This window comes from Streptomyces natalensis ATCC 27448 (assembly GCF_000935125.1).
Classification (GTDB): Bacteria; Actinomycetota; Actinomycetes; order Streptomycetales; family Streptomycetaceae; genus Streptomyces; species Streptomyces natalensis.
This window is the reverse complement of record NZ_JRKI01000010.1, coordinates 70,228-95,185: the sequence shown is the minus strand read 5'-3', so window position 1 is coordinate 95,185 and position 24,958 is coordinate 70,228. Positions and strand designations below refer to the sequence as shown.

Here is a 24,958-nt window from a genome sequence, read left to right as displayed (position 1 = left end):
ACAGCGGTGCCCTCAGCCTGCCCCGGACACCGGCCGAAACCACCACGGCTCCTGACCCGGCCCACCCCGCCGCACGGGTTTGGGCGTGTCTGCGGTCCCCCCGCGCGCTGCGCGCCGCTCCCCGGGAGAAAATCGCCAGGTGGAACTCACTCTCCTCGGCACCGGCGCCCCCGCGGGACTACCGCGCCCCGACTGCCCGTGTGCCGCCTGTGCGGCCGCCGTCGGCGACGAGGCGCGGGCGGCGACCGCGCTGCTCATCGACGGTGCGCTGCTGATCGATCTGACGCCGGGCCCGGCGTTCGCGGCCGCCCGCGCGGGCACGTCGCTGGCCGGGGTGCGGCAGGTGCTGCTGTCGCATCCGCACGACGGGCCCGCGCTGGAGGTGCCGGCCGGGCTGCCGACGCCGGGCCGGGTCGCCGACGGGCGGGAGCTGGCGCTGCTGGACGGCCACCGGGTGAAGGCGATCGCCGTGGACATCCCGGGTACGGGGTACGAGATCACCGGCACCGAGGGCGAGCGGCTGCTGTATCTGCCGCCGGGCGGGGCGCCGGCCGGGCTGGACGACGGGCACGGCCACGGCCAGGGGGGCGGCCCGTACGACATGGTGCTGCTGGACGTCCTGGAGCGGCCGGACGGGCTGGCGCGGCTGCGGGCCACCGGGGCCGTGGACGCGGCGACGGACGTGGTCGCCGTCCATATCGACCACGGCGCGCCGCCGGGGCCCGAGCTGCACCGCAGGCTCGCCGCGGCGGGCGCGCGGACCGTGCCGGACGGGGCCTCGCTGGTGGTCGGCGAGTATCACGCGGTGCCCGATCTGCCGCGCCGGACGCTGGTGCTGGGCGGGGCGCGCAGCGGGAAGTCGGCGGAGGCGGAGCGGCGGCTGGCCTCCTTCCCCGACGTGCTGTACGTGGCCACCGGGGGGACGCGGGAGGGCGATACGGAGTGGGCGGAGCGGATCTCGCTGCACCGGGAGCGGCGCCCGGCGACCTGGCGCACCGTCGAGACCTGCGATCTGGTGCCGCTGCTGGAGACCGGCGGGCCGGACCACACGGCCCCGGCGGAGCCGGGCGAGCTGACCCCGCTGCTCATCGACTGTCTGGCGCTGTGGCTGACCGGGGTGATGGACGAGGTCGGGGCGTGGGACGACGAGAAGTGGGCGGCGAGCGGCCGGCGGGCGCTGCGGGAGCGGACCGATGCGCTGGTCGCGGCGGTGCGGGCGGCCCGGCGTCCGGTGGTGGCGGTGAGCAACGAGGTCGGCTCCGGCGTCGTCCCGGCGACTGCGGCGGGCCGTCGCTTCCGGGACGAGCTGGGGCGGCTGAACGCCGCGTTCGGGGCGGAGTGCGAGCAGGTCGTGCTGGTGGTGGCCGGGCAGGCGGTTGCGCTGCGCGGCTGACGGCGGGCGGCCGCGCGGCTGACCGGTGCGCCGTCCGGCCCGTGTCTGCTTGCCCCCACGCGCGGCGCCGGGTCCTCTGGGGGCGTGCACGCGCTGCCGTACCGCATTCCCCACCGCCGCGCCCGCCCTGAGACGGGCGCGCGGGGGCTGTTCGACGCGGCCGTACGGGCCTATGTGGCGCGGCGCCCGCAGGCCACGGTGGTCGCGCTCGGCGAGGGGCTGGGCACCGGCTTCTGGCGGCTGGACAACGGGCGGCTGACCTGGCTGACCGTGACGTCCCCGGAGGTCGCCGCGGTGCGCCGGATGCTGCTCCCGGACGGCCCGCGCCGCCGTACCGTCGCCTGCGCCCCGGCCGACGCCGGCTGGCTGGATGCCGTACCGGATCCCTGCCTCGGCGTCGTCGTCACGGCGCCCGGCGTGCTGCGGCGGCTGTCACCGGCGGCCGGGCGGGCGCTGCTCGCGGCCTGCGCGGCGCGCTTCGGCGACGGCGCGCTGGTCTTCGACGCGTCTTACCGCCGGGCGGCCGTCCTGGTGGCGGGCGCGCAACCGCTGCTCGCGTCGGTGCGCGAAGTGGCGCCCCGCAGCGGCCGGTTCCGGACGCCGTGGACACCGCTGGTGCACGAGGTCCGCTTTGCCCTCAACCCCGGCGCACGCGGGCGGACCAGCCGGTAATCTGCGCCCAATGAGCAGCCTGAACCTCGATGACTTCGCCCATCTGATCGAGCGCCCCGACGGCGCCGCGCGCCGTGACGCCGAGGAACGGCGGGCCCGGCTGGCCGTGGCGCCGGGGGCGCTGGGGCGGCTGGACGAACTGGGCGAGTGGCTGGCCGCGGCGCAGCGGCAGGTGCCGGTGCGGCGCATCGAGCGGCCGCGGGCGGTGGTGTTCGCGGGCGACCACGGGGTGGCGGAGCTGGGGGTGTCGGCCCGGCCGGCCGGCGGGACCCGGGACCTGGTGCGGGCGGTGCTGGACGGTGCGAGCCCGGCGGCGGTGCTGGCGCGGACCGCCGGTGTGCCGCTGCGGATCGTCGACATGGCGGTGGACTGCGACCCCGAGGAGCTGCCGGAGGACGTCACCCGGCACCGGGTGCGGCGCGGCTCGGGCCGGATCGACGTCGAGGACGCGCTGAGCGCCGAGGAGGCCGAGGCAGCGTTCCGGGCCGGGATGGCGGTCGCGGACGAGGAGGCGGACGCCGGGACCGATCTGGTGGTGCTGGGCGATCTGAGCGTCGGCGGGACGACGGCCGCGAGCACGCTGATCGCCGCGCTGTGCGGGACGGACGCCTCGGTGGTCACGGGGCGCGGCGGGGCCCGGATCGACGATCTGACGTGGATGCGCAAATGCGCGGCGATCCGCGATGCGCTGCGGCGGGCGCGGCCGGTGCTCGGCGACCAGCTGGAGCTGCTGGCGACGGTCGGCGGCGCGGATCTGACCGCGATCACCGGCTTTCTGCTCCAGAGCGCGGTGCGCCGGACGCCGGTGATCCTGGACGGGGTGGTCTCGGCGGCCTGTGCGCTGGTGGCGCAGCGGGCGGCGTTCCGGGCGCCGGACTGGTGGCTGGCCGGGCAGGCGAGCGGCGAGCCGGCGCAGGCCAAGGCGCTGGACCGGATCGCGCTCACCCCGCTGCTCGACCACGGCGTCACGGCGGGCGAGGGCACCGGCGCGCTGCTGGCGCTGCCGCTGGTGCAGGCGGCGGCGGCCCTGGCGGCGGAGCTTCCGGTCCGCGACTGACCGCGGGGCGGCGGGCGGCACCCGGCGCACGGGACCCGGCGGCACGGCACCCGGCGCCGAACGAGGTGAAGATCACGCGGCGCCCGCTCAACTCCGCGCCGCGCCGCTACGTCTACGGGGATGGCACGCGGCCGGTCGCGGGCCGCGGTGCCGCGCCGACCACGCCCACCGCTCGGTTGTGTTCCCACGGGGGTGGCAACGGCATGGCGCGCTCGCGCTCCGACGAAATACCGCAAATACCGCCTTGTCGGGGAAGTGCGGGCCATGCTCGTCGACAACAGCGCCGTCGCGCGGTGCGCCGATCCCACCCCGGGCCCGCCGCAACGGTGCCGCCGTCAGCAGCACCTGGAGAACAGCCGATGACCGAGCCGGCCCTGCGTCGCGCCGCGCGTGCCGAATGGGGCCCGCTCCTGCGGACGGGGTGGGCCGCGCTGGCGGCGAAGAAGCTGCGGGCGATCCCGCTGACGCTCACCGCGGTGTGTCTGACGCTGGCCCTCCAGGTCATCCAGAACCAGCCGTGGGGCTACCAGCCGGTGCAGAACATCGGCTCCGTACAGGCCTACGAGCACATCTGGCTGGCACTGCTGCGCACTCCCCTATCGGTGTTCGTACCGGCGCTGGACCTGCCGGTGTGGGGCGCGCTGGTGCAGATCCTGATCGTCTTCGGGCTGGCCGAGATCTGTGTGGGCTGGCGGCAGATGTTCGCGGTGGCCTATCTGGCCACGCTCGCCGGGACGATGTACGCGCGGCTGGGCCTGTGGATCGGCCCCGGGTCGCCCATCGGGCTGCCGGACGCGGACAAGTTCGTCGTGGACACCGGCCCCTCGGCCGCCGTGGTGGGCCTGGCGATCTATGTGAGCTGGCGCTACCGGGCCTGGCTGACCTGCTCGCTGGTGGTGGCCTCGATGGTCTTCGAGGTGCTGTTCATCAAGAGCAACCTGGCGGGCAAGGAGCACATCGCGGCGGTGCTGGCGGTGCTGACGCTGTGCCTGGTGTGCGAGCTGTGGCGGCCGGGCACGCCGCGCGACGCCCTGCGGGTCAGCGGCTGGGGAAACCCCCGATGACGTGCTCGGCCCGGCGGCGCAGGGCCGACCAGCGGCGGTCGTGCCGGTAGGCGCGGACGGTGGCGCGGGCCCTGGCCTGGGGGCGGTTGCGGTAGAAGCGCCGGGCCCAGGGCGAGTTGGGGCGGGCCAGCCGGACGGCGCCGAAGAGCGCGACGAAGGGGATGAAGACCCCGATGACGGCGAGCCGGCCCTTGCCCTTGACCAGGGAGATCACCGCGAAGAGGAAGTTGACCGCGACGGTCCGTACGACCTGGAAGCGGTCCTGGGTCTCGGCGGGGCCGAGCTCATTGACGCCGAACGGCAGGAATCCGGCGAGGATCAGGCCGACCAGCGCGATCGTGAGGATGACGATCTCGACGCTCTTGGTGCCCTCCTCGCTCCAGTAGACATCGTCGAGGTGGAGGATCAGCGCGAATTCGTCCAGGACCAGACCGACTCCGATGCCGAAGAGCACCGCGGCCAGTCCCGCGCCGAAGCCCTGACGGCCGCCCGCGAGGGCGATGAAGCCGCCGGCGACCATCAGGACGACGCCGGGGACGACGTGGTGGAGATGCACCCCGCCGGACGCGATGTTGCGGAACGGGCCCCGGCCCGCGCGGATGAGACGGGTGATGACCCGGGTGACCAGAAAGGTCAGGACGAACGAGGCGAGCGCGAGCAGCAGCGGGAGCTTCCCCGGTTCCACGATGTTGCGGTACCACCAGTGGCCCATCGCACGCTCACCTTTCGCTCCCGTGTGCCGGGTGAGGGCCGTCGCGCAGGGGCGATGTACGGATAGGGGCAATCTACGGAATCAGTGGCGGACCGGCCGTTCCCAGGGGGCGGACGGGGGCCATCCAGGGGGCGGGAGCACCGGGATAGCCTGCCGCGATGAGTGAGCGAAGCATGGGGGTCCCCCGGCCGAAGGCTGGGGGAGAACAATCAGGAGGTGCGCGCCTCGCGAATGCGAGGTCGAGCGAAGCGAGGTCTCGGCATGAGTGACACCCCCGGCCCGCCGCCCTCCCCCGCCGATGCGCTGCGCTTCGCGTTCGGCACGCTGACCGCGCTCCCGGTCCGGCTGACCCGCTGGGACCGGGCGACGGCGCGCGGCGGGATGCTCTGCGCACCGCTGGCCGGGCTGGTCGTGGGGCTCGCCGCGGCCGCGCTCGGCGGCGTGGTGCTCCTGCTGGGCGGCGGCCCGCTGCTCGCCGCGGTCGCCACCGCCGCCGTGCCCGCGGCGCTCACCCGCGGTCTGCATCTGGACGGCCTGGCCGACACCGCCGACGGCCTGGGCAGCGCCAAGCCCGCCGAGGACGCGCTGCGCATCATGAAGCAGTCCGACATCGGGCCGTTCGGGGTCCTCACGCTGCTGTTCACCCTGCTGGCCCAGGTGGCGGCGCTGGCCGGACTGTACGCACAGGGCTGGGCGTTCGGGGCCCTCGCGGCGGCCGTCGCCGGGGTCACCGCCCGGTGTGCGCTGACGCTGGCCTCCCGCATCGGCGTGCCGGCGGCCCGCCCGGAGGGCCTGGGCGCGGCGGTCGCGGGCACCGTCGCGGCCGGGGCGGCGCTGCTGTGCGCCGCACTGGTCACCGCCCTGAGCGCGGCGGCCGGCGCCGCCGTGTCCGGCCCGTACGGCGCCCTGCACACCGCGCTGGCCGCGCTGCTCGGGCTCGGCACCGCCGAACTCCTGCTGCGGCACTGCCGACGCCGTTTCGGCGGCGTGACCGGCGATGTCTTCGGCGCTCTCGCGGAGAGCGCGGGGCTGGCGGCCGTGGTGGTGCTCGCACTGGGCTGACGGGGCGGCACCCGACGCACCGTTACCGGCCGTTGCGGCCACCGGCAACGCCTTGTGGCGTCGCCGAGCGTAGGCTCGGCGCAGCAGCGCCCAGCGCGCACAAGGATTCCCGGACGGAACAGGACTCTCATCACCGTGACTGCACTGACCCTCAGTACTTCTTCCGCCGCAACGGTGCGTGCGGATGCCGTCGTCGTCGGCGCGGCCAAGGGCGCCAAGGGCGTCGTGGTGGCCCCCGGTGCGGAGGCCGTGGACAAGGCATTCGGCGGCAAGCTCGCCGCCGTGCTGGAGACCCTCGGCGCGAGTGGTGCCGAGGGCGAGGTGACCAAGCTGCCCGCGGCCGACGGCATCAAGGCGCCGGTCGTGCTGGCGGTCGGTCTGGGCGACGCCCCGGCCAAGGGCGACGCGTACGACCACGAGGCGCTGCGGCGCGGCGCGGGCACCGCGGCCCGCGCGCTGACCGGCAGCAGGAAGGCCGCCTTCGCGCTGCCGCTGGAGGACGCCGAGGCGGCCGCCGCGGTGAGCGAGGGCGCGCTGCTCGGCGCGTACAGCTTCACCGCGTTCCGCAGCAACGGCACCGGCAAGAACGCCAAGAAGAACGACGCCAGGTCGGCGCCGCTCGGCGAGGCCGCGATCCTGGGCGCCAAGCCGCGCGACAAGGAGCACAAGGCCGCCGCCGAGCGCGCCCAGACGCTGGCCGCGGAGATCAACCGCGCCCGCGACCTGATCAACACCCCCTCCAACGCCCTCGACCCGAAGTCCTTCGCGGCCGAGGCGCAGGCCGCCGCCAAGGAGTTCGGCCTCAAGGTCGAGGTGCTGGACGAGAAGGCGCTCACGAAGGGCGGCTACGGCGGCCTCATGGGCGTCGGCCAGGGTTCGGAGGCCCCGCCGCGGCTGGTGCGGATCGCGCACACCCACCCCAAGGCCGAAAAAACCCTCGCGCTGGTCGGCAAGGGCATCACGTACGACTCGGGCGGCATCTCGCTCAAGCCGGCCGGTCACAACGAGACCATGAAGTGCGATATGAGCGGTGCCGCCGCGGTCTTCGCCGCGGTCGTGACCGCCGCCCGGCTGGGCCTGGAGGTCAATGTCACCGGCTGGCTGGCGCTCGCCGAGAACATGCCCTCCGGTTCGGCCACCCGTCCCGGTGACGTGCTGACCATGTACAGCGGCAAGACCGTCGAGGTGCTCAACACCGACGCCGAAGGCCGTCTGGTGCTGGCCGATGCGCTGACCCGGGCCTCGGAGGAGTCGCCGGACGCGATCGTGGACGTGGCGACGCTGACCGGCGCGATGGTGCTGGCGCTGGGCCACCGCCACTTCGGGATCATGGCGAACGACGACGCGTTCCGTGCGTCGGTCCAGGAGATCGCGGAGGAGGTCGGCGAGGAGTCGTGGCCGATGCCGATGCCGTCCCACCTGCGCAAGGGCATGGACTCGCCGGTCGCCGACATCGCCAACATGGGCGAGCGGATGGGCGGCGGCCTGGTCGCCGGTCTCTTCCTGAAGGAGTTCGTCGGCGAGGGCATCCCCTGGGCGCACCTGGACATCGCGGGCCCGGCCTTCCACGAGGGTTCGCCGTGGGGCTACACCCCCAAGGGCGGTACGGGCTCGGCGGTGCGCACCCTGGTGCGGCTGGCGGAGCGGACCGCGGCGGGCGATCTCGGCTGACGGCCCGGTTCCGTCTTGCCCGATGTGACGGTACGGCCCCGGGCTCACAGCCCGGGGCCGCGACTGTGCGGAAAACAACGCGTTCGCCCTCAACGAAATCCTCCCGCCCGTCGCCCACCGCCACCCTTCCCCGGAGACGCTGCACGCCGCTGGACTTTTGTACGCCCCGGTAACCCCCCACAGGCGGCCCCTCGGCCGCCGCCGGGCCCCTCCCCCCGTCCCGTCCGTGTTGAACAAGTGCGAAGATGGGTTCTCGGCAGGACAGGGCCCCCCTTACCCAGGGCCGACATCAGAGCGGCCGAACCACAGCCGCCGTCCGGTCATTGGAGACCGGCTCCGGCGTACCCATGCATGGAGGACGTGACGTGGCGAACGACGCCAGCACCGTTTTCGACCTAGTGATCCTCGGAGGCGGTAGCGGTGGTTACGCCGCTGCCCTGCGCGGGGCGCAGCTGGGCCTGGACGTCGCCCTGATCGAGAAGAACAAGCTCGGCGGCACCTGCCTGCACAACGGCTGCATTCCCACCAAGGCGCTGCTGCACGCCGGTGAGATCGCGGATCAGGCTCGTGAGGCCGCCCAGTTCGGTGTCAAGACCTCGTACGAGGGCATCGACATCGCGGGCGTCCACAAGTACAAGGACGATGTGATCTCGGGCCTGTACAAGGGTCTGCAGGGTCTGGTCGCCTCCCGCAAGGTGACCTACATCGAGGGCGAGGGCCGGCTGTCCTCCCCGACCTCCGTCGCGGTCAACGGCCAGCAGGTCCAGGGCCGCCACATCCTGCTGGCGACCGGCTCCGTGCCGAAGTCGCTGCCGGGCCTGGAGATCGACGGCAACCGCATCATCTCCTCGGACCACGCGCTGACGCTGGACCGCGTGCCGAAGTCCGCGATCATCCTGGGCGGCGGCGTGATCGGCGTCGAGTTCGCCTCGGCGTGGAAGTCCTTCGGTGCCGACGTCACCATCGTCGAGGGCCTCAAGCACCTCGTCCCGGTCGAGGACGAGAACAGCTCCAAGCTGCTGGAGCGGGCCTTCCGCAAGCGGGGCATCAAGTTCAACCTCGGTACCTTCTTCGACAAGGCCGAGTACACCGCCGACGGCGTCAAGGTCACCCTCGCCGACGGCAAGACCTTCGAGGCCGAGGTGCTGCTGGTCGCGATCGGCCGCGGGCCGGTCTCCGCGGGCCTCGGTTACGAGGAGCAGGGCGTCGCGATGGACCGCGGCTACGTCCTGGTCGACGAGTACATGCAGACCAACGTGCCGACCGTCTCGGCGGTCGGTGACCTCGTTCCCACCCTCCAGCTCGCGCACGTCGGCTTCGCCGAGGGCATGCTGGTGGCGGAGCGTCTGGCCGGCCAGAAGGTCGTCCCGATCGACTACGACGGCGTGCCGCGCGTCACGTACTGCCACCCCGAGGTCGCTTCGGTGGGCATCACCGAGGCCAAGGCCAAGGAGCTGTACGGCGCCGACAAGGTCGTCGCTCTGAAGTACAACCTCGCGGGCAACGGCAAGAGCAAGATCCTCAAGACCACGGGCGAGATCAAGCTCGTCCAGGTCAAGGACGGTGCCGTGGTCGGCGTCCACATGGTCGGTGACCGTATGGGCGAGCAGGTCGGCGAGGCCCAGCTGGTCTACAACTGGGAGGCCCTGCCGGCCGAGGTTGCGCAGCTCGTCCACGCGCACCCGACGCAGAATGAAGCCCTCGGTGAGGCCCACCTGGCCCTGGCCGGGAAGCCTCTCCACTCCCACGACTGACCTCAGTCCCGGGCGCGACGACCACATCCGCTTCCCCAAGCTCTCAACTTCGTTCGAGCAGGGGAGACCCCATCCGTAAGGAGCAACCGAAACCATGGCGGTTTCCGTAACCCTTCCGGCGCTCGGCGAGAGCGTCACCGAGGGCACCGTCACCCGCTGGCTGAAGGCCGAGGGTGAGCGCGTCGAGGCCGACGAGCCGCTGCTCGAGGTGTCGACCGACAAGGTCGACACCGAGATCCCGGCCCCCGCCGCCGGCATCCTGGCCTCCATCAAGGTGGCCGAGGACGAGACGGTGGAGGTCGGCGCCGAGCTGGCCCTCATCGACGACGGCACGGGTGCGCCCGCTGCCGCCCCGGCCCCGGCCGCTGCCGAGGCCCCCGCGGCCCAGCCGCAGCCCGAGCCCACCCCGGCCCCCGCGGCCGAGGCCCCCGCCCCGGCTCCGGCCGCCGCCCCCGCGGGCGGCGCCGAGGGCACCGATGTCGTCCTCCCCGCGCTCGGCGAGAGCGTCACCGAGGGCACCGTCACCCGCTGGCTGAAGGAGATCGGCGAGGAGGTCTCGGCCGACGAGCCGCTGCTCGAGGTCTCCACCGACAAGGTCGACACCGAGATCCCGGCGCCGGCCTCCGGCGTCCTGCTGGAGATCGTCGTCGGCGAGGACGAGACCGCCGAGGTCGGCGCCAAGCTGGCCGTGATCGGCGCCAAGGGTGCGGCCCCGGCCGCCGCCCCGGCTCCGGCCGCTCCGGCTCCCGCCCCGGCCGCTCCGGCCCCGGCCCCCGCCGCGCCGGCTCCCGCGCCCGCCCCGGCTCCGGCTCCGGCCGCCGCCGCTCCGGCCCCGGCTCCCGCGCCCGCTCCGGCCCCCGCGCCGGCGCCGGTTGCCGCGCCGGCCCCTGTCACCCCGGCCCCGGCCGCGGGTGAGGAGGCCGCGTACGTCACCCCGCTGGTGCGCAAGCTCGCCGCGGAGACCGGTGTGAACCTCGCCACGGTCAAGGGCACCGGCGTCGGTGGCCGGATCCGCAAGCAGGACGTCGTCGCCGCCGCGGAGGCCGCCAAGGCCGCCGCTCCGGCCGCCGCCGCTCCCGCGGCCGTCTCCAAGGCTCCGGCCCTGGAGGTCTCGCCGCTGCGCGGTCAGACCGTCAAGATGCCGCGGATGCGCAAGGTCATCGGCGACAACATGATGAAGGCCCTGCACGGCCAGGCGCAGCTGACCTCCGTGGTCGAGGTGGACATCACCGCGATCATGCGGATGCGCAACAAGGCCAAGGACGCCTTCGCGCAGCGTGAGGGCGTCAAGCTCTCCCCGATGCCGTTCTTCGTCAAGGCCGCCGTCCAGGCGCTGAAGGCCCACCCGGTCGTCAACGCCCGGATCAACGAGGACGAGGGCACCATCACCTACTTCGACACCGAGAACGTCGGTATCGCGGTGGATGCGGAGAAGGGCCTGATGACCCCGGTCATCAAGGGTGCGGGCGACCTCAACATCGCCGGTATCGCCCGTAAGACGGCGGAGCTGGCGGGCAAGGTCCGGCAGAACAAGATCACCCCGGACGAGCTGTCCGGCGCGACCTTCACCATCTCCAACACCGGCTCGCGCGGTGCGCTGTTCGACACGGTCATCGTGCCGCCGAACCAGGTCGGCATCCTGGGCATCGGTGCCACCGTCAAGCGCCCGGTGGTCATCAACCACCCGGACCTCGGCGAGACCATCGCGGTGCGCGACATGACCTACCTCGCGCTCTCCTACGACCACCGTCTGGTGGACGGCGCCGACGCCGCCCGCTACCTGACCACGGTCAAGCAGATCCTGGAGGCCGCCGAGTTCGAGACCGAGATCGGTCTCTGAGCCCGCTGGGCAGCCGGTAGGTACGCCACAGGTGTGCAAGGGGCCGGTCCCGGTTCGTCCACGAACCGGGACCGGCCCCTTGCCGTCTGCCGGTCGCGGCCCCGGCTGCCGGATAATGGCCCCCTCGTCACCACCCGCTCTGAAGGAGCACGTCATGGCCCCGCCCGTCGTCCATTCGCTGCGCGAACAGATCCGCGAGCACATCCTCGAGGGGATCGTCAGCGGCCGCTGGCAGCCGGGCGAGCGGATCGTGGAACGCCGGATCGCCGTGGAGCTGGAGGTCAGCCAGACGCCGGTACGGGAGGCGCTGCGCGAGCTGGAGTCGCTCCAGCTGATCGAGTCGGCGCCGAACAAGGGCGTGCGGGTGCGCAATCTGACCGCGGATGACCTCAAGGAGAGCTACCCGGTGCGCGCCGGGCTGGAGCAGGTGGCCGCGGAGCTGGCCGCGGGCCGTCTGGCGGACGATACGGCGGCCCTGGAGCGCGAGGTGGCGGCGCTGCGGGAGGCGGACCTGGCCCGGGACGGGGAGGCCCAGGTGCGCCACACGGTGGCCTTCCACCGGGAGATCGTGCAGGCGGCCGGGAACGCCGTGCTGCTGCACACCTGGGAGTCGCTGGGCATCGAGGTCTGGACGACGCTGTCGATCCGCTGGTTCAGCCCGGAGCCGCGCTCGCACGCCCAGGAGCACCAGGAGATCGTGGACGCCTTCCGGCGGCGCGATCCCAAGATCGGCCCCCTGCTGAAGGCGCATGTGCTGAGCTGCGCGCCGAGGCTCTGAGGGGCGGACGCGGGACGGATGCGTGGCTGCGGCGCACCGGGCGGCGCGGGCGCGGGGCGTAAGGCAGGGACTGCGGGGCGTATCGGAGGGTGACTCCGACGCCCCGTTTTCCGTGCCTCGGGAGCCCCGATTTCGCTGGCACCGCGTGCCCGAAAATGCGGCACCCCGTGCCGACCTGCGGTTACTCCTCCGCGTGACGTTGATCGATCATCGATCAGGGGCGTATCGTCGTCCGTCGGGGCGCGACACCCCTGCCTGCCAAGCACCCACTCGCACTCCCGACCGACCGTCCGGAAAGGGGCCACCCATGCCCGATCCCGTACGCCTGCCGTACAGCCAGCTCGACCAGCTCCCGGACCGGGACCCCGAGGAGACCGCCGAGTGGCGCGAATCCCTTGACGCCGTCACCAAGGCCGCGGGCCCGCACCGCGCCGCGTATCTGATGCGCCGCGCGCTGGAGCACAACGGTGCTCCCGGGCTCGCGCCCCTGGAGACGGACTACGTCAACACCATCCCGACCTCCGCCGAGCCGGCCTTCCCGGGCGACGAGGCGATGGAGGCCCGGATCACCGCCTGGAACCGCTGGAACGCCGCCGCCATGGTGACGCGCGGCTCGCGGTTCGGCGTCGGCGGCCACATCGCGACCTTCGCGTCCGCGGCCTGGCTGTACGAGACGGGCTTCCAGCACTTCTTCCGCGGCAAGGAGGGCGACGGCAGCGGCGACCAGCTCTACATCCAGGGCCACGCCTCCCCCGGCATCTACGCCCGCGCCTTCCTCGACGGCCGCCTCACCGAGGACCACCTCGACCACTTCCGCCAGGAGTCCGGCGGCAAGGGCCTGCCCTCCTACCCGCACCCGCGGCGGCTGCCGTGGCTGTGGGAGTTCCCGACCGTCTCCATGGGCCTCGGCCCGCTGTCGGCGATCTACCAGGCCCGTTTCAACCGCTACCTCCAGGGCCGCGGCATCAAGGACACCGCGGGCTCGCACGTCTGGGCCTTCCTGGGCGACGGCGAGATGGACGAGCCCGAGTCGACCGCCGCGCTCGCGCTGGCCGGCCGCGAGGGCCTGGACAACCTGACCTTCGTCATCAACTGCAACCTCCAGCGCCTCGACGGCCCGGTGCGCGCCAACTTCAAGATCGTTCAGGAGCTGGAGGCGCAGTTCCGCGCCGCCGGCTGGAACGTCGTCAAGTCGCTGTGGGGCTCGGCCTGGGACCAGCTGTTCCAGCTCGACACCACCGGCGCGCTGGTCCGCCGGCTGCGCCAGGTGCCGGACGCGCAGTTCCAGACGTACGCCACCCGCGACGTGGCCTACATCCGCGAGCACTTCTTCGGCGCCGAGCCGGCCCTCGTCGAGATGGCGAAGGTCCTGACCGACGTGAAGATCGCCGAGTGCTTCCACACCTCCCGCGGCGGCCACGAGGCCCGCAAGGTGTACGCGGCGTACAAGGCGGCCGTCGAGTTCAAGGGCGCGCCGACGGTGATCCTCGCCCAGACCGTCAAGGGCTACACCCTCGGCCCCGGCTTCGAGTCCAAGAACGCCAACCACCAGATGAAGAAGCTCTCGGGCAAGGAGTTCCGCGCGATGCGCGACCTGCTCGACCTTCCCATCCCGGACGCCCGGCTGGACGAGGACCTGGTGCCGTACGGCCACCCGGGAGCCGACTCCCCCGAGGTCCGCTACCTCCAGGAGCGCCGCGCCGCGCTCGGCGGCCCGGCCCCGGCCCGCCGCCTGCACGCCTCGGCCGCGCTGCCGCAGCCCGAGGAGCGCGCCTTCAAGGCGCTCCTCAAGGGGTCCGGCAAGCAGGAGATGGCCACCACGATGGCCTTCGTCCGCCTGGTCAAGGACCTGATGCGGGACAAGGAGACCGGCCGCCGCTGGGTGCCGATCGTCCCGGACGAGGCCCGTACCTTCGGTATGGAGTCGCTGTTCCCCTCGGCCGGCATCTACTCGCCGAAGGGCCAGACGTACGAGCCGGTCGACCGCGACCAGCTGATGTACTACAAGGAAGCCACCGACGGCCAGATCCTCAACGAGGGGATCACCGAGGCCGGCGCCATGGCCGATTTCATCGCCGCCGCCACGTCGTACGCGACCCACGGCGAGCCGATGATCCCCTTCTACATCTTCTACTCGATGTTCGGCTGGCAGCGCACCGCGGACCAGATGTGGCAGCTCGCCGACCAGCTCGGCAAGGGCTTCATCGTCGGCGCCACCGCGGGCCGTACGACCCTGACCGGTGAGGGCCTCCAGCACGCCGACGGCCACTCGCACCTGATCGCGTCCACGAACCCGGCGTCGCTCAACTACGACCCGGCCTTCGCCTACGAGATCGCGGTGATCGTCAAGGACGGTCTGCGCCGGATGTACGGCGAGACGGCCGAATTCCCCACCGGGGAAGACGTCTTCTACTACCTCACCGTCTACAACGAGCCCAAGCAGCAGCCGGCCATGCCCGAGGGCGTCGAAGAGGGCATCGTCAAGGGCCTCTACCGCTTCAAGGAAGCCGCCAACGCGACGTCCGAGACCCCGCGCACCCAGCTGCTGGCCTCCGGCACCGCGATCCACTGGGCCCTGGAGGCGCAGCGGCTGCTCGCCGAGGACTGGGACGTGGCCGCCGACGTATGGTCCGCGACCTCCTGGGGCGAGCTGCGACGCGACGCCCTGGCGTGCGACGCTGCCCGCCTGGAGGGCGAGGACCGGATCCCGTACGTCACCCGTGCCCTGGCCGGCGCCCCCGGCCCGGTCGTCGCGGTGAGCGACTGGATGCGGGCCGTCCCGGACCAGATCGCCCCCTGGGTCGAGCAGGACTGGACGTCCATCGGCACCGACGGCTTCGGCCTCTCCGACACCCGCGAGGCGGCCCGCCGCCACTTCGGTGTCGACGCGCAGTCGGTGGTCGTCCAGACGCTGGCCGCCCTGGCCCGCCGGGGCGAGGTCAAGCCGGAGACGGTCAAGGAGGCCCGGCAGCGGTACGGGCTGTGATCCGGGGCGTCCGGGCCGGACCGGCCGTGTCCGGGCCGCCCGGCGCCCGCCCCTGAGAGCCCTCGGCGGGCTCTCCCCCAACTCCCGTGCGGAGGCGACCTTCCCGCGCCCGGAGCCTCCGCACGGGACTCCACCGGCCCGGCCGGCCATGCCCTGACTCGGCCGGGCCGGTTCGTGCGACCCCGCGTCCCGGGGAGTTGTCCACAGGCCGGCCGACGGCCGCGGGCGTTGTCAGTGGCGCCCTGCATGATGGGAACATGCGTGCAGCACGGCTGATCAAGATGGTGTTACTGCTCCAGTCGCGGCCGTCGATGACGGCCGGCGAGCTGGCGCGCGAGCTGGAGGTCTCCGAGCGCACGGTCGCCCGGGACGTCCTCTCCCTCTCCGAGGCCGGGGTGTGCCCGTCTACGCCGACCGCGGGCGGGCCGGCGGCTACCGCCTGATAGGCGGGTACCGCACCCTCCCCCATTGCCTTAAGGGCATGGGAGGTACCCCCACGACGGGCCTGGGCCGCAGCGAGGCGGAGGCGCTCTTCCTCTCCGGAGTGCCCTCCGCGCTGCGCGAGATGGGCCTCGCGGACGCCGCCTCCGCCGCCCGCCTCAAGGTCTCCGCCGCTCTGCTGCCCGAGCTGCGGGGCGCCGCCGCGGGCGCCGCCCAGCGCTTCCACCTCGACGCCCCCGCCTGGTACCAGGAGCCCGAGACCCCCGCCCTGCTGCCCGCCCTCGCCGACGCGGTCTGGGACGACCGCCGGATCCGGGTGCGCTACCGCCGCAAGGACACCGAAGTACAGCGGGAGTTGGAACCGTACGGGCTCCGGTCCGTCCCGTCATGAGCCGCTCCTCGTCCTCGGGCGCCCGTGGCACCCCGCGGTGCCACACCGCCGTACTTCCGCGTACGCCGCGACCCTGACAGCGAATCCAGACACCCTCCGTCCGGATTCCGCTGCGGCATCACGTCATCTGCCCGGCCCTCACGCCCCCGACGGCCCGACCTGGCCCACAGCCCCCACCTTTGCCCCGTCCCCCAGCCGTCCCCAGACCTCGGCCGGGGCGGCGGCCTGGGGAGCCGGTACGGCGAGGGTGGGGGACGTGGTGGTGGTCCGTACGGCGCCTGTGGCGTCGAGGCCGGTGACGCCGGGGCTGCCCGCCGCGAGCAGGTACCACTTCCCGGACTTCGCCTGCCAGTGAACGTCGCCGACCACCGGGCGCCCGAAGCGGCCGCAACGGGCGGTGTTCAGGGCCCCGCCGACGGGCCGCCCGGGGTCCGTCGGCCGGGCGGCGGGTGGCTGGAACTGTACGGTGACCCGGCCCGGTCCTCGCCAGGTGTCGGCACGGGTGCAGACCCAGGTGACGGTGCCGCCACCCTCCGGGAGGCTCTGCCGGGCGTACGCCCAGTTGTTGACGGTCCGTACGCCGGCGCCCCGCAGCGCCCGTAGCGAGCAGGCCGTACGGGCCCAGCTGTGCAGCGCGGGCGCGCCGGCCACCTCGCCGGAACCGGGCCCGCCGAAACCGGCCGCATCGCCACCAGCCACCTCGCTCCCAGGCGCCCCGGCCCCTGCCCCCGCCTCGCCATACATCAGATGCACCGGCGCCAGGTCGCCCAGATCGCTCACCAGGAAGCCGCGGGGCTGCCCGATCCGCGCCGAGGTGTGCAGCCGGGCCACCGGCCAGCTACCGCAGGCGCCGCCGCTCTCGGGCGGGGTCGGGATGCGGTCGGTGACGCCGTCCGGGGCGATGTGCAGCCCGCGTTCCGGGGCGTCGGGCGCGAGCAGATCGCGGGTGGTGATGCCGGAGATCCAGGGGGCGAGCAGATAGCGCATCCAGCCGTTGCCACGGCCGATGACCAGCGCGCCGCCGCTCGTCACCGCCGCGTTGTCGACGCGTGCGAAGTGCAGCGTGGGGGTGGCGTCCTCCGGCTCGGCGTAGCGCACCAGCCGGTCGCCGTCGTGGAAGACCGCCACCATGACGTTGTCGATCAGCCCCGCGTACAGGAGCCGGGGCGGCTGGTCGGGCGGCCTGGTGGAGGTCCCGGCGGACGCGGTGATCCGGGTGCCGGGGGGCGGCGCCGCCCAGACCCGCAGCGCCCGCCCCAGCAGTTCCCGGTCGCCGGCCTGGCGGCCGCGGGGCGGCCAGGCGGTGAAGTCCACCCGGGAGGCGTCGGCCCACTGCTCGTTGGGGGTGCGCAGCAGCCGGGCCGGGTCCAGCGCCTGCTCGGCGACGGTCTGCCGCCGGGGCGGTCCGCCGCCGTCGCCCGCCACCACGGCCACCGCCGCGACGAGTGCCGCCGCGGCCGCCAGGGCCCCTGCCGCCCGCATGTGCTGGCGGCGGCGCAGCAGGTCCGTCGGCCGGGTCTGTACGGTGCACGGGTCGAACTCCTCCGATTTCAGCAGCGCCGCGGCGCCCGCCCCGGTGGCCCGGTCCAGCGCGGTGGCCGCCCGCTGTGCCGCATCCGGGTCCTCGACCCCGGCCGCCACCAGGACGGCGCGCGCCGCGTCCCGGTCGAGCCCCTCCAGGTGCCACAGGCCGAGGGCGGCCCGTACGGGGGCGGGAACGGCCGACAGCGCCCGGTCCAGGGCGAGTTCATCGGCGCCGCCGGCCCGGGGGAAGAGCCGCAGGCCCCAGACGTACGGCACGAGGGGCAGCGGCCGGGCGGGCAGCGCCTCGTACGACAGGGCCAGCCGCAGGGTGCGCAGCCGCACCAGGTCGTAGCCGGACGGGGCCGGGCCGCGCTGGGCGGGCAGCCCGCCGCGCCTGCGGCGGCGCCGGACCGGGCGGGGCAGCGCCCGCTGGACCAGGCCGTGGGCGGCCAGGACCCTGCGGTGGCGGCCCAGCGACGGCGGCAGGACGAGATAGCCGAGGCGTACCAGCCGTGGATAGTGCTCGACGAGGGCCGCCTCGGCCCGCTCGATGTCGGCGCGGGTTCGTTCATCCATGGGCATGGCCTGAAACAGCCCTTCGCGTATCGGGGGAAATGCCGCGGATGGGGGCGGCAAGCCTTCCAACGAGTGAATTGTGGGACGGTCACTGGACCAGCCGGCCCATGGCAGTTCACCCGTTGTGGAGCGTGACCTGTCAGCATCCGGGGGACTCCGCGTGCGCGGCGCGCCGCCAGGGACGATGCTGGAGCGGTGATGGACGAGACGGAGTTCTGGGAGCTGATCGACACCTCCCGCGAGGCGGCCGAGGGCGACCCCGAGGAGCAGGCCGACGCGTTGGTCGAGCGGCTGCTCGGGCTGGACCCGGACGCCGTCACGGACTTCGCCCGGCACTTCGAGTCCCGCTACAACCGGGCCTACGCCTGGGACCTGTGGGCCGCGGCCGCGGTGATGCTGGACGGCGCCAGCGACGACGCCTTCGACTACTTCCGCTGCTGGCTGATCGGCCAGGGCCGCGAGGTCTTCGAGGGCGCGCTGCACGATCCGGACCATCTGGCCGAGCTCGTACCGGACTTCGACGAGGAGGTGGACGGCGACGCGGAGGAGCTGGGCTATGCCGCCGACGAGGCGTACGAGCGGCTGACCGGCATCGTCATGCCCGATCTGGGCCTGCCCGCACCGCCGCGCGAACCGCTCGGCACCTACCTCGACTTCGACGATGACGACACCCTCGCGGAGCGCTTTCCCCGGCTCTGGGGCCGTTTCCGGCCCTAGCGGCGCCACCGGACGGGGCGGGCACGCAGCCCCGGGTGCACCGCCTCCCCGGCCCCGGCGGGCAGTATGGGCCCATGCGCATCGCGATCACCGGCTCAACCGGTCTCATCGGCACGGAACTCGTGCGCTCGCTACGGGCGGACGGACACGACGTCGTCCGCCTCGTACGGCGCCCGGCCGCCGCCCCCGACGAGGTGCGCTGGGACCCCCGGCGCCAGGAGGTGGACACGGCCGGCCTCGCGGGCTGCGAGGCGCTGGTCCACCTCGCGGGCGCGGGCGTCGGCGACCACCGCTGGACGGCGGCGTACAAGCGCGAGATCCGCGACAGCCGCGTCCTGGGCACCAGTGCCGTCGCCGCCGCCCTCGCCGCCATGACGGACCCGCCCAGGGTCCTGGTGTGCGGCAGCGCGATCGGCTACTACGGCGACACCGGCGACCGGCGGACGGACGAGACCGCCTCGGCCGGTACGGGCTTCCTGCCGGACGTCTGTGTCGACTGGGAGGCGGCCGCGCAGCCGGCCCAGGACGCCGGTATCCGGACGGTCTTCGCCCGCACCGGACTGGTCGTGGCCCGTTCGGGCGGCGCCTGGGGCCGGCTCTTCCCCCTCTTCCGCCTGGGCCTGGGCGGGCGGCTGGGCGACGGCAGCCAGTACTGGAGCTTCATTTCGCGCCACGATCACATCGCCGCGCTGCGCCACCTCATCGACACCGAAACCCTCGCCGGACCGGTCAACCTCACCGCCCCCGAGCCCGTCACCAACCGCGAGGCCACCGCGGTGATGGGCAAACTCCTGCACCGCCCCACCCTGTTCACCGTCCCCGCGCCCGTACTGCGCATCGCCCTGGGCGAGTTCGCGACCGATGTCCTGGCCAGCCAGCGCATCATCCCCCGACGCCTGCTGGACTCCGGCTTCGTCTTCGCCCACCCGCGGATCGCGGACGCCGTGCGCGCCGCGTAACCGGGACGACGCCCCAAGGCCCGGCCGCCGCCGCACGGCCTGCACCGACGCGCCCCGGACGCGACCTGTCGCCGGCCCCCTCCCCCTCCCTAAGGTCCCGGCACAGACCACCGGTATCCCGCACGGCGGCACCGGGCACCACACGGTGCCACCACGCCGGGACACACCCCCCGGGAGGGCACCGTGCCGCGTACCTCATCGACCGTGGACGTCGTCATCGTGGGAGCCGGCCCGGCCGGGCTCGCCGCCGCCCGCCATCTGACCGGCGCCGGAGTGTCGGTCGCCGTACTGGAGGCCGCACCACGGATCGGCGGCCGGGCGACGACGGACGACATCGACGGCTTCCGGCTGGACCGCAGCGGCCGCCCGCTGGCGGTCTCCGTCGCCGAGCTGCGGCGCACCCCCGGCCTCGGCGCGCTCGCGCTGCGGCCGTTCGCACCGGGCCTGTGCCTGCACAACGGCCAGCGGGCGCAGCGCATCAGCTCGCCCCGGAGCACAAGGGGCGCACTCTGCGCGGCGCGCGCCCTCTCGCGCGCCGACCGCCGCGGCGAGCGCCGTACCGAGCGTCGTACGGACCGCCGCACGGACCGCACCGGCGACCGCGGCACCTCGTCAACCTCCTCAAATGCTGCCGACCGCCCGGTGGTTGACACTCTGTCAGGAATCCCCGGATTCCCCCCGCGCCCCCAGGACGCCTTCCTGCGCCCCCTCCTCGCCGCCCTGACCGGCGACCCCCGGCTGCGCGGCTCCAGCCGCGGCGCCGCCCGGGTGCTGCGCGACTTCGCGGAGGGCCGGCTGTGCCTGCCGGCCGGCGGCACCGCGTCCGTCCCCGAACTCCTGGCCGCCGCGCTGCCCGAGGGCACGGTCCGTACGTCCGTGCGCGCCGTGAGCGTCGCCACCAACGGCGTCACCACCGCCGAGCACGGGCCGCTGTCCTGTCGCGCCGTCCTGGTGGCGACCGGTGCCCGCGAGGCCGCCGAACTGCTGCCGGGGCTGCGGGTGCCCGCTTTCCACCCGATGACCGTGCTGCACCACACCACGGGCACCGCCCCGGGCCCCCGCAACGGCCTCGCCCCGTCCCGCGACACCGCGCTGATCCTGCCGACCGACGGCCCGGTGGCGCACACCTACGCCGCCGGGGCCATCGACCCGTCCCGTACGCCGCCCGGCCATTCGCTGATCACCACGACCGTGCTGGGCCCCGCCGCCTCGCTGCCGGCGTCCGTCCTGGACAAGACCGTCCGCCCGCAGCTGGCGCGGCTCTACGGCGCCGCCACCGACGACTGGCGCCTGCTGCACGCCCACCACGACCCGTACGCCGTACCGGCCATGCCCGCACCGCACGATCCGCAGCGGCCGGTGCGGGTGCTGGCCGGGCTGTATGTGTGCGGCGACCACCGGGACACCAGCACGCTCCAGGGGGCGCTGCACTCGGGCCGCCGGGCCGCCCGCGCCCTGCTGCGGGACTTCGGCCTGCCGGCCCTCGTCGAACCGCACACCCTGCACCCGGTGGCCTGAGGGCGCGACCGGGTCACCCCAGGGCGGCGACCCGGTCGCGGTACCCGCGCACCGCCGCGGCATCGCGGTACGGCTCCAGGCGGCGTTCGAAGTCCCGTACGTACTCCAGGGCGCGCACGGACCGCATCTCGGACGCCTGGAGCGCCGCCTCCGCCCCCAGCGTGCAGGCCTGCTCCAGCTCGCCCAGGCCCAGCCGGGCGCTGGCCAGCACCACCCGGCAGAACAGCCGGCTGCGGGCGAAGGCGGCCGGGCGCAGCTGGAGCGAGCGCTCGGCGTGCTGGGAGGCCGCGCGGTACTGCTGGAGGTCGCGGTGGCAGTGCGCCAGTTCGTCGGCCAGCTGAGCCTCGTCGAAGAACCGCGCCCAGTACGGGGTTTCGTCCCCGGGCCGGGCGGCCTCCAGCGCCCGCTCGGCGCGGACCAGCGCGGCGGTGCACGCCCGCACCTCGCCCATCAGGCCGTGCCCGCGTGCCTCGGCGCAGTGCAGCAGCGCCTGGACGGCCGGCGGCGCGCCGCTGCCGACCCCCTGCTGGGCGACCCGGGCGAGCTGGACGGCCTCCCTGCCGTGCCCCAGATAGACCGCCTGCCGGCTCATCGTCACCAGGACGTAGGCCCCGTAGGCCCGGTCGCCGGCCGCCTGGGCCAGCCGCAGCGCCTGCACGAAGTAGCGCTGCGCCAGACCGTGTGCGGCGATGTCGTACGACGTCCAGCCGGCCAGCCGGGTCAGATCGGCGGCGGCCGCGAAGAGGCGGCGGCCGGTGGCCTCCCCGTAGGTGCCGCGCAGCATCGGTTCGAGTTCGTGTTCCAGATAGCGCACCAGCGCCTGGCGGGCGTGACCGCCGCCGTAGGCGTGGTCCAGGGCGCGGAAGAGTTCGCCGACCGAGCGCAGCGCGGCGATGTCACCGGAGCTGACCCGGGCGCCCGGGGTGCGGTCGACGCGGTCGGTGCGGCGCTGGCGCGGCACCGAGGACCGGCCGCCCTGGACGGGCACCCGCCCGTCGCCGGCCGGCTCGCCGCGGGCCACGCGTTCGTCGGCGCGGCCGATCAGCCAGTCCCGGCTGGGCACCACGAGGCCGGCGGGGGTGAAGGCGATCTTGCGCAGTTCGGCATGGCTGCCGGAGTCCTTGCGCCACAGGCCGCTGACGATGTCCACCGCCTCGGCGGGGCTGGCGGCGAATTCGAGCCCGGCGTACACCGGCGCACAGGCGTCCAGGCCGAGGTCCTGGGCGGAGAGCCGGCGCCCCAGCCGGCGGGTGAACACCTCGGCGATCAGCGCGGGGGTGGTGCCCCGGGGCTGCTGGCCGCGCAGCCAGCGGGTCACCGACGTCTTGTCGTAGCGCAGGTCGAGGCCGTGCTCGATGCCGAGCTGATCGACTCGTCTGGCCAGTCCTGCATTGGAGAACCCCGCTTCGGCGATCAGCGCGGCGAGCTGGCGGTTGGGCGTGTGGTGCGGGGGTCGTTCCGTCATCGGCTTTACCGGTCTCCTGCCTTCCGGGCCTGGCCGCCGGGCTCGGCTCACCCTGTCCGGCACTTGCTCGCCCTTGTGGGACGGCGTGAATGTAACGGCCTTCGGCGCCTTTCTGACCGCCTGTGCCCCGCGTTCATCCGATCGTGTGAGCAGGACACCAATGGTCAGCGGGCCGCCCGTAACCGGCCGCCCGCGGCGGGCGCCACGGGCGGTCGTACAGTGGCATGGGCGCGATAGGGCTCTCCCGGTGCAACACCATGCGGCGGGAGACGACAGTGCAGAGGAGCTGCCGTGACTGCGATCTCTCGGGGGGAGACCCCCGCACCCGAGGGGCTGCGCTTTGTGCATCTGGGTTTCGGTGCGGATGCCGTGGAGTACGGGACCGCGTGGCAGGAGCAGCGCCGGGTGCACGCCGCCCGGTTCGCCGACGAGGTCCCGGACACCTGTCTGCTGCTGGAGCACCCGCCCGTGTACACCGCGGGCCGGCGCACCACGCAGGACGAGCGCCCCCTGGACGGCACCCCGGTCATCGATGTGGACCGCGGCGGCAAGATCACCTGGCACGGTCCCGGCCAGCTGGTCGGCTACCCGATCCAGAAGCTGCCCCGCCCGGTGGACGTCGTCGCCCATGTGCGCCGCCTGGAAGAGGCGCTGATCCGGGTGTGCGCCGACTTCGGGGTGGAGACCAGCCGGGTCGAGGGGCGCAGCGGGGTGTGGGTGCTGGGCGATCCGGTGGAGCAGCGGGCGGCCCTGGGCGGTCTCCAGCTGGACTTCGACCCGCGCACGGCGGACGAGCTGTTCGACCCGCGGTTGAACGGCCCCGAGTACGCCCCCTCGAACGCCGGCCAGCGCCGCGAGGACCGCAAGCTCGCCGCGATCGGCATCCGCGTCGCCAAGGGCGTCACCATGCACGGCTTCGCGCTGAACGTGAACCCGGACAACACCTCGTTCGACAAGATCGTGCCGTGCGGCATCCGGGACGCCGGTGTCGCCTCGCTCGCCGGGGAGCTGGGCCGCGAGGTCACCATCGCCGAGGTGCTGCCCGTCGTCGAGAAGCATCTGCGCGACGTCCTTCAGGGCGCCGAGCTGCTGCCCCGGGCGGTGTGACGGACGGCTCGGCCGGGCCGCGGCCCGCGTGGCCACCGGGAATGCACCCCCGTCCCAGGGGGTTGACCCCAGCACGTAAAAACGTGCGAATTTTCGGGCGTACCCTTGTGGACGCCAAAGCAACGAAGTCGTAGGGAGCCGGACGTGTCCGCTGTCGCACCCGACGGACGCAAGATGCTGCGCCTGGAGGTCCGGAACAGCCAGACCCCCATCGAGCGCAAGCCCGAGTGGATCAAGACCCGGGCGAAAATGGGTCCCGAGTACAACCATCTGCAGAGCCTGGTCAAGAGCGAGGGCCTGCACACGGTCTGCCAGGAGGCGGGCTGTCCCAACATCTTCGAATGCTGGGAGGACCGCGAGGCGACGTTCCTCATCGGCGGTGAGCAGTGCACCCGCCGCTGCGACTTCTGCCAGATCGACACCGGCAAGCCGCAGGAGCTGGACCGCGACGAGCCCCGCCGGGTCGCCGAGTCCGTCCGGACCATGGGCCTGAAGTACGCCACGATCACCGGCGTCGCCCGCGACGACCTGGAGGACGGCGGCGCCTGGCTCTATGCCGAGACGGTCCGCCAGATCCACGCCGCGATGCCCGAGACCGGCGTCGAGCTGCTGATCCCCGACTTCAACGCGGTCCCCGAGCAGCTGGCCGAGGTCTTCTCCTCCCGCCCGGAGGTGCTGGCCCACAACGTCGAGACGGTCCCCCGCATCTTCAAGCGCATCCGCCCCGGCTTCCGCTACGAGCGGTCGCTGGAGGTCATCACCAAGGCCCGCGAGGCCGGTCTGGTGACCAAGTCCAACCTGATCCTGGGCATGGGCGAGGAGCGCGAGGAGATCAGCCAGGCGCTCCAGGACCTCCACGACGCGGGCTGCGAGCTGATCACGATCACCCAGTACCTGCGGCCCTCCGTGCGCCACCACCCGATCGAGCGCTGGGTCAAGCCGGCCGAGTTCGTGGAGCTCAAGGAGGAGGCCGAGGAGATCGGCTACGCCGGCGTCATGTCCGGCCCGCTGGTCCGCTCCTCCTACCGCGCCGGCCGCCTCTACCAGCAGGCCATCGAGCGGCGCGAGGTCGAGGCGTCCAGTCAGGCGGTTTGAGTCGCTCCGGCGCGCCGTCTTGTGAATCGTGGCACATGCTGAAGGGACGCGGCCCGCACTGCCCCTAGTCGGGGACGTGCGGGCCGCGTCAACGTTTCATAGGTGTTTGACCAGCAGGTCATCCGTTGGTAACACCGTTCCGTGACGATGGGTGCACGCACCGCTTCCGCAGCCAT

18 protein-coding genes and 1 pseudogene are annotated in these 24,958 nt (G+C 73.7%); 16 read left to right on the top strand and 3 right to left on the bottom strand.

Translation table 11 applies throughout. The features are described 5' to 3' along the window. The first annotated feature begins 139 nt into the window (after positions 1-139). From SNA_RS08820 to SNA_RS42145, 4 genes are all read left to right on the top strand, one after another. Positions 140-1,393 (top strand): bifunctional adenosylcobinamide kinase/adenosylcobinamide-phosphate guanylyltransferase, encoded by a 1,254-nt coding sequence (locus tag SNA_RS08820; RefSeq protein WP_030070003.1) that lies wholly within the window; start codon positions 140-142, stop codon positions 1,391-1,393. An 84-nt stretch (positions 1,394-1,477) separates the two neighbouring features. Continuing rightward, on the top strand, positions 1,478-2,065 hold the full coding sequence (locus SNA_RS08815; protein WP_241779584.1) for a class I SAM-dependent methyltransferase: 588 nt from the start codon (positions 1,478-1,480) through the stop codon (positions 2,063-2,065). A 10-nt stretch (positions 2,066-2,075) separates the two neighbouring features. After that, entirely contained in the window at positions 2,076-3,122 is a 1,047-nt protein-coding gene (cobT, locus tag SNA_RS08810) for a nicotinate-nucleotide--dimethylbenzimidazole phosphoribosyltransferase (protein WP_044364218.1), read from the top strand. A gap of 359 nt (positions 3,123-3,481) precedes the next feature. Further along, positions 3,482-4,186 carry a hypothetical protein gene (locus SNA_RS42145; protein ID WP_044364216.1) on the top strand — a complete coding sequence of 235 codons (705 nt, stop codon included), beginning with the start codon at positions 3,482-3,484 and terminating at the stop codon, positions 4,184-4,186. Here the strand turns inward: SNA_RS42145 and SNA_RS08800 are convergent. Continuing rightward, positions 4,161-4,898, bottom strand: a complete 738-nt coding sequence (locus SNA_RS08800) for a membrane protein (protein WP_030069996.1) — start codon at positions 4,896-4,898, stop codon at positions 4,161-4,163. The two genes, SNA_RS42145 and SNA_RS08800, sit on opposite strands and share 26 nt — an antisense overlap. Positions 4,899-5,159: 261 nt before the next feature. Between SNA_RS08800 and SNA_RS08795 the strand changes: the two genes are divergently transcribed. The 7 genes and pseudogenes from SNA_RS08795 to SNA_RS08765 form a co-directional block, all read left to right on the top strand. Then, positions 5,160-5,960, top strand: a complete 801-nt coding sequence (locus SNA_RS08795; RefSeq protein WP_044364214.1) for an adenosylcobinamide-GDP ribazoletransferase — start codon at positions 5,160-5,162, stop codon at positions 5,958-5,960. Between the two features lie 135 nt (positions 5,961-6,095). Then, a complete protein-coding gene (locus SNA_RS08790; protein ID WP_030069989.1) occupies positions 6,096-7,631 on the top strand; it encodes a leucyl aminopeptidase in 1,536 nt (511 codons plus the stop codon). A 365-nt stretch (positions 7,632-7,996) separates the two neighbouring features. Beyond that, positions 7,997-9,385 (top strand): dihydrolipoyl dehydrogenase, encoded by a 1,389-nt coding sequence (gene lpdA, locus SNA_RS08785; RefSeq protein WP_030069987.1) that lies wholly within the window; start codon positions 7,997-7,999, stop codon positions 9,383-9,385. 94 nt (positions 9,386-9,479) lie between these two features. Next, positions 9,480-11,225 carry a 2-oxoglutarate dehydrogenase, E2 component, dihydrolipoamide succinyltransferase gene (sucB, locus tag SNA_RS08780; protein WP_044364213.1) on the top strand — a complete coding sequence of 582 codons (1,746 nt, stop codon included), beginning with the start codon at positions 9,480-9,482 and terminating at the stop codon, positions 11,223-11,225. Between the two features lie 154 nt (positions 11,226-11,379). Continuing rightward, positions 11,380-12,003, top strand: a complete 624-nt coding sequence (locus SNA_RS08775; RefSeq protein ID WP_030069981.1) for a GntR family transcriptional regulator — start codon at positions 11,380-11,382, stop codon at positions 12,001-12,003. Between the two features lie 307 nt (positions 12,004-12,310). After that, positions 12,311-14,989 carry a pyruvate dehydrogenase (acetyl-transferring), homodimeric type gene (aceE, locus tag SNA_RS08770; protein WP_044364212.1) on the top strand — a complete coding sequence of 893 codons (2,679 nt, stop codon included), beginning with the start codon at positions 12,311-12,313 and terminating at the stop codon, positions 14,987-14,989. Positions 14,990-15,246: 257 nt separating this feature from the next. After that, positions 15,247-15,803 (top strand): annotated as a pseudogene (locus SNA_RS08765) (helix-turn-helix transcriptional regulator); the annotation flags it as partial. A gap of 156 nt (positions 15,804-15,959) precedes the next feature. On the opposite strand, the gene SNA_RS08760 reads toward SNA_RS08765, so the two are convergent. Continuing rightward, positions 15,960-17,921, bottom strand: coding sequence for a hypothetical protein (locus SNA_RS08760; RefSeq protein WP_078969780.1), 1,962 nt, complete (start codon positions 17,919-17,921; stop codon positions 15,960-15,962). Positions 17,922-18,119: 198 nt separating this feature from the next. On the opposite strand from SNA_RS08760, the gene SNA_RS08755 reads away from it, so the two are divergent. From SNA_RS08755 to SNA_RS08745, 3 genes are all read left to right on the top strand, one after another. Next, the gene (locus SNA_RS08755; RefSeq protein ID WP_030069973.1) at positions 18,120-18,638 is read left to right on the top strand and encodes a DUF4240 domain-containing protein; all 519 of its coding nucleotides are present in this window, start codon (positions 18,120-18,122) and stop codon (positions 18,636-18,638) included. A gap of 74 nt (positions 18,639-18,712) precedes the next feature. Beyond that, positions 18,713-19,597, top strand: coding sequence for a TIGR01777 family oxidoreductase (locus tag SNA_RS08750; protein ID WP_030069971.1), 885 nt, complete (start codon positions 18,713-18,715; stop codon positions 19,595-19,597). Positions 19,598-19,780: 183 nt separating this feature from the next. Continuing rightward, complete coding sequence (locus SNA_RS08745) at positions 19,781-21,115, top strand: FAD-dependent oxidoreductase (protein WP_030069969.1); 1,335 nt, start codon at positions 19,781-19,783, stop codon at positions 21,113-21,115. A gap of 13 nt (positions 21,116-21,128) precedes the next feature. On the opposite strand, the gene SNA_RS08740 is transcribed toward SNA_RS08745, so the two are convergent. Beyond that, complete coding sequence (locus SNA_RS08740; protein ID WP_044364210.1) at positions 21,129-22,580, bottom strand: NsdA family TPR-like regulatory protein; 1,452 nt, start codon at positions 22,578-22,580, stop codon at positions 21,129-21,131. Between the two features lie 291 nt (positions 22,581-22,871). Between SNA_RS08740 and lipB the strand changes: the two genes are divergently transcribed. Together lipB and lipA are read left to right on the top strand one after the other, a co-directional pair. Next, positions 22,872-23,687, top strand: coding sequence for a lipoyl(octanoyl) transferase LipB (gene lipB, locus SNA_RS08735; protein WP_044364208.1), 816 nt, complete (start codon positions 22,872-22,874; stop codon positions 23,685-23,687). A gap of 144 nt (positions 23,688-23,831) precedes the next feature. Next, the gene (gene lipA / locus SNA_RS08730) at positions 23,832-24,782 is read left to right on the top strand and encodes a lipoyl synthase (RefSeq protein WP_030069959.1); all 951 of its coding nucleotides are present in this window, start codon (positions 23,832-23,834) and stop codon (positions 24,780-24,782) included. The last annotated feature ends 176 nt before the right edge of the window (positions 24,783-24,958 follow it).

Bases quoted from the DNA above. Each gene is read 5' to 3' on its own strand.
- cobT (WP_044364218.1), top strand. From the start codon at position 2,076: ATGAGCAGCCTGAACCTCGATGACTTCGCCCATCTGATCGAGCGCCCC.
- SNA_RS42145 (WP_044364216.1), top strand. From the start codon at position 3,482: ATGACCGAGCCGGCCCTGCGTCGCGCCGCGCGTGCCGAATGGGGCCCG.
- SNA_RS08800 (WP_030069996.1), bottom strand. From the start codon at position 4,898: ATGGGCCACTGGTGGTACCGCAACATCGTGGAACCGGGGAAGCTCCCG.
- SNA_RS08795 (WP_044364214.1), top strand. From the start codon at position 5,160: ATGAGTGACACCCCCGGCCCGCCGCCCTCCCCCGCCGATGCGCTGCGC.
- sucB (WP_044364213.1), top strand. From the start codon at position 9,480: ATGGCGGTTTCCGTAACCCTTCCGGCGCTCGGCGAGAGCGTCACCGAG.
- SNA_RS08775 (WP_030069981.1), top strand. From the start codon at position 11,380: ATGGCCCCGCCCGTCGTCCATTCGCTGCGCGAACAGATCCGCGAGCAC.
- aceE (WP_044364212.1), top strand. From the start codon at position 12,311: ATGCCCGATCCCGTACGCCTGCCGTACAGCCAGCTCGACCAGCTCCCG.
- SNA_RS08760 (WP_078969780.1), bottom strand. From the start codon at position 17,921: ATGGATGAACGAACCCGCGCCGACATCGAGCGGGCCGAGGCGGCCCTC.
- SNA_RS08755 (WP_030069973.1), top strand. From the start codon at position 18,120: ATGGACGAGACGGAGTTCTGGGAGCTGATCGACACCTCCCGCGAGGCG.
- SNA_RS08750 (WP_030069971.1), top strand. From the start codon at position 18,713: ATGCGCATCGCGATCACCGGCTCAACCGGTCTCATCGGCACGGAACTC.
- SNA_RS08740 (WP_044364210.1), bottom strand. From the start codon at position 22,580: ATGACGGAACGACCCCCGCACCACACGCCCAACCGCCAGCTCGCCGCG.